The organism is Lentzea rhizosphaerae, from assembly GCF_042649515.1.
Taxonomy (GTDB): Bacteria; Actinomycetota; Actinomycetes; order Mycobacteriales; family Pseudonocardiaceae; genus Lentzea; species Lentzea aerocolonigenes.
The window spans coordinates 189,483-202,216 of record NZ_JBHRZI010000046.1 but is presented as its reverse complement, the minus strand read 5'-3'; the positions used below and the strand labels follow the sequence as shown (position 1 = coordinate 202,216).

10 protein-coding genes are annotated in these 12,734 nt (G+C 68.6%); 6 read left to right on the top strand and 4 right to left on the bottom strand.

Annotated elements, in window-relative coordinates:
- The first annotated feature begins 6 nt into the window (after positions 1 to 6).
- The 3 genes from ACFOWZ_RS42775 to ACFOWZ_RS42765 are packed head-to-tail and all read left to right on the top strand — an operon-like array spanning position 7 to position 5,065.
- Positions 7 to 948, top strand: coding sequence for a hypothetical protein (locus ACFOWZ_RS42775; RefSeq protein ID WP_382379708.1), 942 nt, complete (start codon positions 7 to 9; stop codon positions 946 to 948).
- The gene (locus tag ACFOWZ_RS42770; protein ID WP_382379707.1) at positions 945 to 1,865 is read left to right on the top strand and encodes a MazG family protein; all 921 of its coding nucleotides are present in this window, start codon (positions 945 to 947) and stop codon (positions 1,863 to 1,865) included. The genes ACFOWZ_RS42775 and ACFOWZ_RS42770 overlap by 4 nt, the downstream gene beginning before the upstream one ends.
- 29 nt (positions 1,866 to 1,894) lie before the next feature.
- Positions 1,895 to 5,065 carry a S41 family peptidase gene (locus ACFOWZ_RS42765; RefSeq protein ID WP_382379706.1) on the top strand — a complete coding sequence of 1,057 codons (3,171 nt, stop codon included), beginning with the start codon at positions 1,895 to 1,897 and terminating at the stop codon, positions 5,063 to 5,065.
- 1,049 nt (positions 5,066 to 6,114) lie between these two features.
- On the opposite strand, the gene ACFOWZ_RS42760 is transcribed toward ACFOWZ_RS42765, so the two are convergent.
- On the bottom strand, positions 6,115 to 6,939 hold the full coding sequence (locus ACFOWZ_RS42760; RefSeq protein WP_382379705.1) for a lytic transglycosylase domain-containing protein: 825 nt from the start codon (positions 6,937 to 6,939) through the stop codon (positions 6,115 to 6,117).
- A gap of 128 nt (positions 6,940 to 7,067) precedes the next feature.
- Here ACFOWZ_RS42760 and efeU point away from each other — a divergent pair, with 128 nt between their 5' ends.
- From efeU to efeB, 3 genes are read left to right on the top strand one after another with little or no spacing between them, the layout of a single operon-like run.
- Entirely contained in the window at positions 7,068 to 7,892 is an 825-nt protein-coding gene (gene efeU / locus ACFOWZ_RS42755; protein WP_382379704.1) for an iron uptake transporter permease EfeU, read from the top strand.
- A gap of 17 nt (positions 7,893 to 7,909) precedes the next feature.
- Complete coding sequence (gene efeO / locus ACFOWZ_RS42750; protein ID WP_382379703.1) at positions 7,910 to 9,028, top strand: iron uptake system protein EfeO; 1,119 nt, start codon at positions 7,910 to 7,912, stop codon at positions 9,026 to 9,028.
- Positions 9,025 to 10,269, top strand: a complete 1,245-nt coding sequence (gene efeB, locus ACFOWZ_RS42745; RefSeq protein WP_382379702.1) for an iron uptake transporter deferrochelatase/peroxidase subunit — start codon at positions 9,025 to 9,027, stop codon at positions 10,267 to 10,269. The genes efeO and efeB overlap by 4 nt, the downstream gene beginning before the upstream one ends.
- Here efeB and ACFOWZ_RS42740 read toward each other — a convergent pair whose 3' ends face one another.
- From ACFOWZ_RS42740 to ACFOWZ_RS42730, 3 genes are read right to left on the bottom strand one after another with little or no spacing between them, the layout of a single operon-like run.
- Positions 10,270 to 10,641, bottom strand: coding sequence for a tetratricopeptide repeat protein (locus tag ACFOWZ_RS42740; RefSeq protein WP_382379701.1), 372 nt, complete (start codon positions 10,639 to 10,641; stop codon positions 10,270 to 10,272). It abuts the gene before it with no gap.
- Between the two features lie 10 nt (positions 10,642 to 10,651).
- Positions 10,652 to 11,545 carry a DMT family transporter gene (locus ACFOWZ_RS42735; protein ID WP_382379700.1) on the bottom strand — a complete coding sequence of 298 codons (894 nt, stop codon included), beginning with the start codon at positions 11,543 to 11,545 and terminating at the stop codon, positions 10,652 to 10,654.
- Between the two features lie 28 nt (positions 11,546 to 11,573).
- Entirely contained in the window at positions 11,574 to 12,707 is a 1,134-nt protein-coding gene (locus ACFOWZ_RS42730) for a MalY/PatB family protein (protein WP_382379699.1), read from the bottom strand.
- Positions 12,708 to 12,734: the final 27 nt, after the last annotated feature.

Here is a 12,734-nt window from a genome sequence, read left to right as displayed (position 1 = left end):
ATCCTCGTGAGCACTGTTCTGAAGCGTTTCTCGCTGGTCGGTGTTGCCGTGGCGCTCCTCGCCACCGGATGTGGCACCGGGCCCGCCAAGGCCAGTTCGGCCGCGATCGTCGGGGGCCAGTCGATCGGTCTGGGGACCGTCCAGGACCGCACGGTGAAGGTGCTCAAGAAGGAGCCCGCCGCCCAGCAGATGCAGGACCAGGGCAAGCTCGACCAGGTCTCGCGGCTGGTGCTGGCCGACGAGATCACGCACAAGATCGCCGAGCACGCGGCGCAGCGCGAGAACATCACGGTCGACGAGACCAAGGTGTACGACGCGGTGCAGGAGAAGGGCGGCCCCGAGGCCGCCGCCAAGCAGAGCGAGCAGGACGAGACCACGATCTACCGTCGCCAGCGCGACGTGCTGGTCATGGGCGAGCTCGCGCGCCGCAACCTCTCCACGCTCGAGGTCGTGATCGACTTCTTCCAGGTCAAGGACCCGAAGGAAGCCAAGGAGAAGGCCGCCGAGGTCGTGGCCGACTCCTCGAAGATGGCGAAGTTCGTGCAGGAGGCCCCGCGCACCACTGGCGGCCAGCAGGCGTCGGCGACGAACCAGAAGGTCCGCGTCACCGAGAACCCGTCGCTGGTCCACACGATGCTGTGGGGCGTGAAGCCCGGCACCGTCGTCGCCTTCCCTGCCGACGAGCAGCAGTCCAGCTGGATGGTCGCACTGGTCAAGGAGCGCAACAAGCTCTCGGCGACGCCGGGCGAGGAGGACCTGGCCGAGCGCATCGACCCGCGCCTGCTCGCCGCGTTCGGCCTGCGGATCGCCCAGTACCTCGCCGCGGACCTGAACATCGAGGTCAACCCGCGCTACGGCGTGTGGGACCCGACGGATGCGACCGTGGTGGGTTCCGCGGGTGAGCGGGCCGGTTTCGTCGGCGTGGCCTCGACCAAGAACAAGTCTTGATCACCGTCGTAGTCCTCAGCGAGCGGCTCGACGCCGTGCTGCCCGCCGCCGCCCTGCCCGCGTTGCGCTCGGCGAAGGCCGTCTACGCGGGCGAGGGCGTGCCGCTCGAGTTCTGGTCGTCGCTCGGCGTCGACGGGCCCGCTCCCGCCGTCGTCGAGGACGGCGCCGTCGTGATCACGACCGAGGCCTCCGCGTATCCGGACGCCCGGGTGATCACCACTCCGGAGCCGATGGGCGCCGCGCTGCTCGACGCCGCCGCCGTGATGCACCGGCTGCGTTCGCCCGGCGGATGCCCGTGGGACGCGGAGCAGGACCACCTGTCGTTGCGCCAGTACCTGCTCGAGGAGACCTTCGAGCTGCTGGAGGCGATCGAGGACGGCGACCGCGCGGCGATGCGCGAGGAGCTGGGCGACGTCCTGCTCCAGGTGCTGTTCCACGCTCGGGTCGCCGCCGAGGATCCCGCTGATCCGTTCGACATCGACGCGGTCGCGTCCGAACTGGTGGCGAAGCTCGTCGGACGCCACCCGCACGTCTTCGAGGGCAACGACCCGGCGGTGCACGACGCGACCTCGCAGGCGCACCGGTGGGAGGAGCTCAAGCAGGTCGAGAAGCAGCGCGAGTCCAGTGTGGACGGTGTTGCGCTCGGTCAGCCCGCGGTCGCGCTGGCGTCGAAACTGGTGCAGCGCACCAAACGCGCCGGCTTCCCCGTCGACCTGCTGCCGGAGGGCGACGACACGGGCACCACGTTGTTCGCCGTGACGGCGCTGGCGAAGCTCGCGGGGGAGGACCCGGAGACGGAGCTGCGCCAGGTCTGCCGCCGTTTCGCCGCGAACGTTCGCGAGGCGGAGGCCAAGGCCAGGGCTGAAGGTGTGGATTCTCTTGCAGCTGAAGACTGGCGACGCTTTTGGCCCTCCTGAAACGATGAACGTGGGCTAACGTCGATCTCGTGACTTACCTGCGGTATCCGCACTTGCGCGGTGACTTGGTGACGTTCGTGGCCGAGGACGACGTGTGGCTCGCCCCCGTCGACGGAGGAAGGGCCTGGCGCGCATCAGCCGACCAGGTACCGGCCCGCTCGCCGCGATTCTCCCCTGACGGCACACATCTGGCGTGGGCCAGCACGATCGACGGTGCCCCCGAGGTGCGGGTGGCGCCTGTGGACGGTGGTCCCGCGCGCCGGTTGACGCACTGGGGTGTGAGCCGCACGGCCGTGTCCGGGTGGACGCCGGACGGGCGAGTGCTCGCCGTGTCGAGCACAGGGCAGATGTCGCGCGACCGCAAGCAGGCGCACGCGGTTCCGCTGGACGGCGGACCGTCGGAGGTGCTGCCGTTCGGCTGGGTCAACGACGCCTCGTTCGGACCGGACGGCCAGGTCGTCACGTCGTCGAGCTACATGCAGGAACCCTCGTACTGGAAGCGTTACCGCGGCGGCACCGCGGGCAAGCTGTGGGTGGATCTCGACGGGGACGGTGAGTTCTCGCGGATTCTCGGCGACCTGAAGTCGTCGCTGGTGAACCCGATGTGGGTGGACGGCCGGATCGCGTTCCTGTCCGACCACGAGGGCGTCGGCAGCGTGTACTCGGTGCTGCCGGACGGCACCGACCTGCGCCGCCACACCGCGGGGGAGTTCTACGCGCGCAACGCTTCCAGTGACGGCTCGCGGGTGATCTTCCACCAGGCCGGCGAGCTGTGGCTGCTGGAAGGCCTGTCGGACCTGCGCAAGCTCGACATCAGGCTCGGCGGTCCGCGCACCGGCCTGCAACCGCGGCACATCAAGGCTTCCGGCAACGTCGAGTCGTTCAGCGTCGACCACACCGGCCGTGCGTCGGCGGTCGAGGTGCGCGGTTCCGTGCACTGGGTGACGCACCGCAACGGCCCCGTGCGGGTGCTGACCGACCGCTCGGACGTGCGCGCGAGGCTGCCGAAGGTGCTCGGCGAGACCGATCACGTGGTGTGGGTGACCGACGTCGAGGGCGAGGAGGCGCTGGAGATCGCGCCCGTCGGTGGTGTCGAGCCGGGCAACACCGCGCGTCGCATCGCGTCTGGTCAGTTGGGCCGCGTCATGTCGTTGGCGGCTTCTCCGGATGGCGCTCGCGTTGCCGTGGCCACGCACGACGGCCGGTTGTTGTTGGTGGACATCGCTTCCGGTGAAGTCCGTCAGGTCGTCTCCGGGGCGAACGCACACGTCACGAACCTCGCGTTCTCGCCGGACTCGTCGTGGCTCGCGTGGTCGCACCCCGGGCCGAACCCGTTGCGGCACATCAAGATGGTGAACACCGCAGATCTGTCCGTTGTGGACGTGACGCCGCTGCGGTTCGCCGACTTCGCGCCGTCGTTCACCGAGGACGGCAAGTACCTGGCGTTCCTGTCGATCCGCGCGTTCGACCCGGTGTACGACGCGCATGTGTTCGACCTGTCGTTCCCCACGGGTTGCCGTCCGCACCTCGTGCCGCTGGCGGCCACCACGCCGTCACCGTTCGACCCGATGCGCGGTGGTCGTCCGGTCGGTGACGAGGACAAGGACTCCGACGACGAGGACGAGAAGCCATCGACCACGAAGGTCGACATCGAGGGCCTGTCCGACCGCGTCGTGCCGGTGCCGGTCGCGGTGGCCGAGTACGTGTCGCTGAAGGCCGCTCGCGGCGGGCTGCTGTGGTTGCGCCGGCCGTTGCTCGGCGTGCTGGGCGACAACCTGGCCTCGCCGGAAGCCCGGCCGCCGCGCACGGTGCTGGAGCGCTTCGACTTCTCCAAGCAGAAGACCGAGGTGCTGGCGGACAGCGCGGAAGCGTTTGCGGTGTCCGGCGACGGCAAGCGGATGGTCGTCGAGGACCGCGGTGACCTGCGGGTGGTGCCGACCGACAGCAAGGCGGACGAGGACTCGGCCGACTGCGTGGAGATCGACCTGGCGCGGGTGCGGGTCGTGGTCGACCCCGCCGCCGAGTGGGCGCAGATGTACGCCGAGAACGGGCGGCTCATGCGCGACAACTTCTGGCGCACCGACATGGGTGGCGTCGACTGGCAGGGCGAGCTGGACCGCTACCGGCCGCTCGTGGACAAGGTGGGCAGCCACGACGAGCTGGTCGACCTGCTGTGGGAGGTCCAGGGAGAGCTCGGTACCTCGCACGCCTACGTCTGGGGCGAGTCGACGCGCGTGCCCGCCTCGCGTCGCCAGGGCCTGCTCGGCGCCGACCTGGTCCGCTCCGGTTCCGACTGGGTCGTCGAGCGGGTGATCCCCGGCGAGACGTCGGATCCGCGCGCCCGTTCGCCGCTGGCCGCTCCTGGCGTGGCCGTGCGCGCTGGTGACGCCATCGTGGCCGTGGACGGTCGACCGGTCGGCCTGGCCGGACCGGGGGCGTTGCTGGTCGGGACCGCGGGCAAGCCCGTGGAGCTGACCGTGCGGCCTTCTGGTGGTGGGGAGCTGCGTCGGGTCGTGGTGGTGCCTCTGGCTGATGAGGAGCCTCTGCGCTACCACGACTGGGTCGCGAACCGTCGCGCGTACACACACAACCTGTCCGGTGGCCGTGTGGGCTATCTGCATGTGCCGGACATGATGGGTGCCGGCTGGGCTCAGCTGCACCGCGACCTGCGCGTGGAACTCGCCCGTGAGGCGCTGGTCCTGGACGTCCGCGAGAACAACGGCGGCCACACCTCTCAGCTGGTGATCGAGAAGCTCGCCCGCAAGGTGATCGGCTGGTCGGTCGCGCGGGGCTTCACGACGTCGGAGTCGTACCCGTCGGACGCGCCCCGCGGCCCGGTCGTGGCGGTGGCCGACGAGTTCGCCGGGTCCGACGGCGACATCGTCAACGTGGCCGTCAAGGAACTCGGCATCGGGCCCGTCGTCGGCGTCCGGACGTGGGGCGGTGTCATCGGCATCGACATGATGTACACGCTGGTCGACGGCACCATGGTCACCCAACCGAGGTACGCGTCGTGGTTCAAGGGCCACGGATGGGCCGTGGAGAACTACGGTGTCGACCCGGACATCGAGGTGGTCATGACGCCGTCCGACCGCGTTTCCGGTCGCGACCCGCAGCTGGAGAAGGCCGTTTCGTTGGCTCTGGAAAGCCTTTCATCTTCACCGGCTGCTCACGCTCCGGAGTTGCCGCCGCTGGCCTGAACACCCCATCGTGTGACTAAAGAACTGTGACGCACTGTTCCATGTGGACGATCAACCAAGTGGAACAGTCGTCACCGTTCGGGGGTGTCCTGAGATGAGTCACCGTGAAGAGCCGCGCAGCGGTCGCGGGTGCTTCGGAGCCGTGGTCGTGGTGCCGTTTCTGGCGCTGGGCGGGATGTTCGCGTTGATCGCGCTGACAGGGTCGCCGGATGAGGCGCCGTTGGCTGCGCCGCCGCCGGCTCGGCCCACGTCGCAGTGGTGGACTGAGCCGTTCGAGACTGGGACCACCTTGTCCACCGTCACTGAGACTGTGGTGGTGGAGGGGCAGGCGCGGGAGGTTCGGGCGGCTCGGATGGCTACTCAGACTCGGGTCTCCACGGTTACTGAGACTGTTCGGGTTTCTTCGACCAAGCCTGCGGCTACTGGGCGGAACGAGCCTTTGGCGGAGGAGGAGCCTGAGGAGATTCCGTCTACTTCGGACAGTGCTACCTCGGTGGTGACCACTTCGGTTTCCACTGTTCCTCCGGCGCCTCCTGCCAGCTCTGCGCCTGCGGATCCTGTCGAGCCGCCGGTTACCTCTACGCCTCGGTCTGAGGAGCCGACTTCGCCGTCGGTGCCTACTACGCCTTCTGTGCCTCGGGCTGAAGAGCCGGCTCCGCCGTCGAGCACTGTGCCGCCTTGTGACCGGTCCGCGCCTGAGGAGTCCTCGGAGTCTGGGGAGTCCGGTGGGGTTTCGGTTGAGATCACGGTGGTTGCGGCTTCCCCTGCTGAGGAATCGTCCACGTCCTCCGCGCCCTTGGCAGGGGTCTGATAGAGGGGGGCTGGGACCCTGTTCCGTCGGGTCCCAGCTTCCTTCAGGGCTTGTGCAGTGCGGGGTTGGGTGTTGTGCCCTTGGCCGGTCGGCCCCGACCGATGACTGGCCTGTGTTTGGGTCACCTGGCCTGCGGGGCAGTAGCTGTTGCTGCTGCTCCAGGCCCGCAGGCTGGCGATGAACGGCGCTTTTGTCCACCTGAGGTGGACAAAAGCGCCGTTCATCCACCCGGCATCGGCTACTGCTGGGCGCTTGCCCTTGCGTAGGCGTCTGCTCCGCTGAACACGCTTTGGCCGTACTCCACCGAGTTGTTGTATGCCAGCACTGCTGCCCACCAACCCTGGCCTGTGCCGAGGTCTCTTGCTCCTCCTGCGCAGAGGTAACGGGCTGCTGTCAGTGCTGCGTCGTCGATGTTCTGCGGGTCTGCTGGTTGGCCGTCTCCTGCTGCCCGTTTGGCCCACCTGTTCCAGGTGCCTGGGATGAACTGCATCGGGCCCACTGCCCGATCCCACGTCGTGTCACCGTCCAGGCGGCCGCCGTCTGTGTCTCGGATTGCCTTGACGCCGGGGGAGCCGTTCAGGGGGATGCCGATGATCGGGCGGCTGGGGAGGCCGTTGTCTTGCAGGCGGGAGCCGTTGATGCTGCCGTGGCGGGACTCGATTCGGCCGATGCCCGCGAGGGTTGCCCAGGAGATGCGGCAGGCCGGGGCCTCTCGTTGCATGGTCAGGTCTGCGCTGGCGTAGGCGTGCAGGGCGCGGAGCGGGATGTCGGTCTTCGAGGCCACTCTTGTTGCCCACTCGCCCAGTGGGTTGGTTTCCGCGCTTGTGGTGTTGCCGGGGGCTGCGGCGTTGCCTGGGGCGGCGGCGCCTGGTTCTACCTCTTGGATCGGTACCAGGAACGGGGGTGGGCCCAGGGGGGCTGCTTCTCTGCGGTTCAGGGCGCCCAGGCCCCAGGCGCCGGCCGCCACCACGACCATCAGCAGCAGCACCAGGACGATGCGGCCGAAGATGTTGCCTGAGCGGTTGCGGCGGACGGGGGGCTCCTTCAGCGGCGGCTGGACCACGGACCCAGGCTACGTGCTCTGGACGGGTGGCGAGCGGGTGAAGAGTGATGAAAGCGGCACTGTTGGCGGCTGGACAATCAGGTGAGGCTTACCTTAAATAAGGCCGACCTAATTGTGGAGGCGTCGGGATGCTGTTTGCCAATGGCTTGATCGGGCTGCGGGAAGGGCTTGAGGCCGCGCTCGTGGTGAGCATCTTGATCGCATTCCTCGTCAAGACGGACCGGCGGTACGCGCTCAAGTGGGTCTGGGTCGGTGTTGCCACGGCTGTTGCGCTGTCCGTGGCGGCTGGGGCGGTCATCACCTTCAGTGCTGCTGGCATGTCGTTTGAGCAGCAGGAAGCGTTCGGCGGGATGATGTCGATCATTGCGGTCGCGTTCGTCACGGGAATGATCTTCTGGATGCGCAAGGCGGCTAAGACGATTGCCGCCGAGTTGCGCGGCAAAATGGACGAAGCGCTCAAAATCGGGCCGTTCGCTATTGTCGTTGTGTCCCTTTTGTCCGTTGGGCGGGAAGGGCTGGAGACGGCCGTCTTCTTCTATTCCAGCGTGCAGGCCGCCGGCGGGGGTACTACCGAGCCGCTGATCGGGTTCCTCGGCGGGATCGCGGTGGCTGTGGTGATCGCTGCGCTGTTGTACCAGGGGGCGATCCGGTTCGATCTTGGCAAGTTCTTCACCGTCACGGGTGTGCTGCTCGTGTTCGTGGCGGCGGGCGTGCTCAGCTACGGGATTCACGACCTGCAGGAGGCCGCGATCCTGCCGGGGTTGAACACGCTGGCGTTCGACATCAGTGACGTCCTGCCCGAGGACTCCTGGTACGGGGCGCTGCTCAAGGGCTTCTTCAACTACTCGCAGCGGACCTCTGTGCTGCAGGCCATCGCGTGGGTCGCCTACGTGGGGGTCGTTCTGTCCCTGTTCCTCGTCCGGCCGCGCCGCCGCGCCGCCGTGTCCAACTGATCGATGGAGTAGCAACCGTGCGCAAAGCAGTAGTCATCCTCGGCTCGCTCGCGGTGTTGGCGGCGTGTGGCAACAGCAACACGAACAGCAACGCGAGCGGCAACATCGCCGTCGAGGCCAGCGACGACGCGTGCAAGGTCGCTCGGACCGAGGCGGCTACCGGGCCCGTCACGTTCGAGGTGACCAACAAGGGCACCAAGGTCACCGAGTTCTACCTCTACGCGGAGGGTGACCGGATTCTCGGCGAGGTCGAGAACATCGGGCCCGGGCTCAGCCGCAAGCTGATCGTCGAGGTGACCGAGGCCGGGAAGTTCCAGACCGCGTGCAAGCCCGGCATGAAGGGCGACGGCATCCGCGGCGACTTCACGGTCACCGGTGACAGCAGGAAGTCGACCGACGGCGACGCGATGCTGGCCGAGGCGACCAGGAGCTACCAGCGCTACGTCAACTCGCAGGCCGACCAGCTGCTGGTGAAGACCGAGGAGTTCGTGGGCGCCGTCAAGGCCAAGAAGGTCGACGACGCCAAGGCGCTGTTCCCCGTGTCGCGCACGTACTGGGAGCGCATCGAGCCCGTCGCGGAGAGCTTCGGCGACCTCGACCCCAAGATCGACGGCCGTGAGGACGTCATCGCCGAGGGCATGGCGTTCACCGGCTACCACCGCCTGGAGAAGGACCTGTGGCAGTCCGGGTTGCAGGCCGACTCCGAGAAGATCGCGGACCAGCTCCTGGTCGACGTCAAGGAGATCGTCTCCAAGGCGAAGAGCGTGGAGCTGACGCCCGTGCAGCTGGCCAACGGTGCCAAGGAGCTGCTCGACGAGGTCGCCACCGGCAAGATCACCGGTGAGGAGGACCGCTACTCGCACACGGACCTGTGGGACTTCCGGGCGAACGTCGACGGTTCGCAGGCCGCGATCGCCGCGCTCCGGCCCGTGGTGGAGCAGAAGGACAAGGCGCTCGTGTCCACTTTGGATGCCAAGTTCAAGGCGCTCGACGAGGCGCTGGAGAAGCACCGCAAGGGTGACGGCTTCAAGTCGTACGAGGAGCTGTCGCAGGACGAGATCAAGTCGCTGGCCGAGGCCGTCGACGCGCTGGGGGAGCCGGTCAGCAAGGTCGCGGAAGTGGTGTCGGCCAAGTGACCGGGGTGTCGCGGCGCAGGCTGCTCGGATACGCGGGCGCCGGTGTGGCGCTCGCGGGGGCGGGCGCCACGGCCGGTGTGCTCGCGAGCAGGGAGTCGCCTGAGGTCGAGAACGTCGCCGCGGCGAAGGTGCCGTTCCGCGGTGAGATCCAGGCGGGCATCACCACGCCCGCGCAGGACCACATGCACTTCGTCGCGCTGGACGTGAAGACGGCCAGCCGCGACGAGCTGATCGACCTGCTCAAGCAGTGGACCGTCGCCGCGGAACGGATGACGGCCGGTCAGGAGGCCGCGGAGAACGGTGCGGTCGGCGGCAACGCCGAGGCGCCGCCGAAGGACACCGGTGAGGCGCTCGACCTGCCCGCGTCCGCGCTGACGATCACGATCGGTTTCGGCCCGTCGCTGTTCGACGACCGGTTCGGGCTGAAGGACAAGCGGCCGGAGCGGCTCATCGACCTGCCGCGCTTCCCGCAGGACGACCTGGATCCCGCGCGCAGCAACGGTGACATCTGCATCCAGGCCTGCGCGAACGACCCGCAGGTCGCCGTGCACGCCGTGCGCAACCTGGTCCGCATCGGCTTCGGCCGGGTCGCGGTCCGCTGGTCGCAGCTCGGGTTCGGCCGCACGTCGTCGACCACGCGCGGCCAGGCGACGCCGCGCAACATGTTCGGGTTCAAGGACGGCACGCGCAACATCAAGGCCGAGGACACCGAACTGCTCAAGGAGCACGTCTGGGTCTCGAAGGAAGACGGGCCCGACTGGCTCGTCGGCGGCACGTACCTGGTCACGCGCCGGATCCGCATGCACATCGAGATCTGGGACCGCACCTCGCTCACCGAGCAGGAGCAGATCATCGGCCGCAACAAGGGCGAGGGTGCGCCGCTGGGACAGCAGAAGGAGCACGACGAACCCGACCTGCACGTCAAGGGTGCCGGTGGGGTGCCGTTGATCAACGACATCGCGCACATCCGGCTCGCGTCGCCGGAGTCGTTGAACGGCGCGAGGATCCTGCGCCGCGGCTACAACTTCACCGACGGCTCCGACGGGCTCGGGCACCTCGACGCGGGCCTGTTCTTCGTGGCGTTCAACCGGGACTCGCGCAAGCAGTTCGTGCCGATGCAGCAGGCACTGTCCACTAAGGACGACATGATGGAGTACATCGAGCACACCGGCTCGGGGCACTTCGCGGTGCCGCCGGGTGTGAAGGAGGGCGGGTTCTGGGGCGAGGGCCTGTTCCGGTGATCAGTTCCCCAGAGCCAGCCGGGCTTTGACCTCGCCGAGCGCTTCCTGGTACTCGGGTGACGGGTTCATCGCGACCGCCATCCGCAACTGGGCGAGCGCCTCGGTGAGGCGCCCCTGGCGTTGCAGGGTCTTGCCGAGCGCGAACCGCGCGTAGTGGTCGCTCGGGTCGAGGTCGAGCACCTTGCGGAACGCTTCCTCAGCCCTGTTGAGCTGCGCGGACCCGAGGTAGGCCCGGCCGGCCAGCAGCTGCACGGACGGTGCCTCGCCGGCTTCGTCCAGCACCTGCTTCAGCTCACGCAGCGCGTCGAGAGGCCTGCGCTGCGCCATCAACGCCTCGGCCTTCCTGAACGCCTCGAAGGTGCCGTCCGTCATTCGATCAACGTTACCCACCACCTGCCGGTTCTTCGACTGCCGTCCGGGCGACAGAACTCGATGGGGTGGCCGTCCCCAGCCAGCACGCTCCGAATCCGAGCACCAGTCCGGCCACCACACCGGCCGTCGGAGCCTGTCCCAGCAACGGCCACGCGATCACCGCCGTGACCGAAGGGACCACTGAGGACAGCGTGGTCATCGCCGCCGCACCGCCGTTGCGCACGCCGACCAGGAACAACGACGCCCCGCCCATCGAGTTCACCAGCACCAGGAACACCATCGTCAACCAGAACTGCCGCCAGTTCGTCACTCCCGCGCTCTCGGTGAGCGCCAGCAGCCCCACCACCGGCACGGACGCGGCGTGCTGCACCGCGTTGGCGCTGCGGAAGTCCGTGTCGCGGCAGAACCTCTGCTGGTAGACGCCACCCGCGACGAACCCCAGCATGCCCAGCACCGTGAACACCGCGCCGGACCCGAACGATCCCAGCCGGTCGTGCAGTGCCGCCAGCACGGCCGCGACACCGAGCACCAGCCCGGCGACCTGCCGCAGTCCAATTCGGACACGAAACACCCAGGCGGCCACCACGGCCGTGAGCACCGGCGTGCACGAGATGACCAGGGCCGTGACGGACGCCGGAACGCCCATCCGCAGCCCGAGGTACACGCCGGAGAACTGGCACGCCTGCACCAGCAGCCCAGCCACGCACGTGTGCACGAGCTGCCATCCGCGCGGCCAGCGCGCGCTCGTCACCAACGCCACGAGCGCCATCAGCGTGGCGGCGAGGGCGAACCGGATCACGGTCATCAGGAACGGCGGCGCCACGGCCACTGCGAGCGCGCCGACCGGGTAACCGGACGCCCAGACCAGCACCGTCAACGCCGCGAAACCCGGTTTGATCCGCACGGTCTCCAGGACTACCAGTCAGTCCCGCTCAGGACGAGGTTTCGTTCCACCCCGCGGCCATCCGTCTGACCGCCTCGGTGAGCACCTCCGGCGACGTCGCCAGGTTCATCCGCACGAACCCCGCCCCGCCGGTGCCGAACGGGATCCCGGAGTTGAGAGCGACCTTGCCCTGCTTGAGGAACGTCCTCGCGGGATCGTCGCCGAGGCCGAGCTCGCGGCAGTCCAGCCAGGCGAGGTAGGTGCCCGGCGCCGGCGTGTAGCGGACGGCGGGGAGGTGCTCGGCCAGCAACTCGGTGAGCAGCCGCCGGTTGTCGTCCAGGCCGTCCAGCAACGCGTCCAGCCACCCGACACCGTCCCGGAACGCCGCGGTGTGCGCGAGGACACCGACGTGGCTCGCGCCGTGGCCGACCTCCTCCGGCAGCCGCGCGAGGTCGTCGGCCGCGGCGGGTCCGGCGATGGCCAGCGCGGCCTTGAGCCCGGCGAGGTTCCACGCCTTCGACGCCGACATCAGCGACAGGCCGTCGTCCGCGACGCTGAGGTACGGCACGAAGTCCGAGGTGGTGACCGGCGCGTGGATCTCGTCCGCCACGACCCGGATCCCGTGCCGGCGCGCCAGTTCCGCGACCTGGGAGAGCTCGGCGGCGGTGTGCACGGTGCCGGTGGGGTTCTGCGGGTTGCACAGCAGGTACACCGCACCCCGGCCCGCCCGTACGAACGCCTCTTCCAGCGCGGCGAAGTCGATGCGCCAGGTCGCGTCCAGCGGGGCCTCGACCACGGACCGTCCCAGCGACTCGACGAACTGGTAGAAGGGCGGGTAGACCGGGCAGTTGACGACCACCGGCGCGTCGCGGTGGGAGACGAGCCGGAACATCTCGACGACACCCAGCATCACGTCGGGCACGATCGCCATCCGTTCCACGGCCGGCTCCCAGTCCCAGCGCTTCTTCGCGAACCCGGCGAGTGCCTCGGCGTAGGCGGTTCCGGCGGGATAGCCGGTGTCGCCGCGCGTCACGGCGTCGGTGATCGCCCGCGCGACAGGTTCGGCGAGCGGGACGTCCATCTCGGCGACCCACACCGGCAGCACGTCCTCGGGGTAGTACCGCCACTTCATGCTCGTGCGTTGCCTCAGCTGGTCCAGGGTGAGCTGACGTAACGGGTTCATGCGGCAAAGCTAGGGGAACCAGGGCGC

Excerpts from the sequence above, each read along its gene's own strand:
- ACFOWZ_RS42740 (WP_382379701.1), bottom strand. The coding sequence starts at position 10,641 with ATGACGGACGGCACCTTCGAGGCGTTCAGGAAGGCCGAGGCGTTGATG.
- ACFOWZ_RS42730 (WP_382379699.1), bottom strand. The coding sequence starts at position 12,707 with ATGAACCCGTTACGTCAGCTCACCCTGGACCAGCTGAGGCAACGCACG.
- efeU (WP_382379704.1), top strand. The coding sequence starts at position 7,068 with ATGCTGTTTGCCAATGGCTTGATCGGGCTGCGGGAAGGGCTTGAGGCC.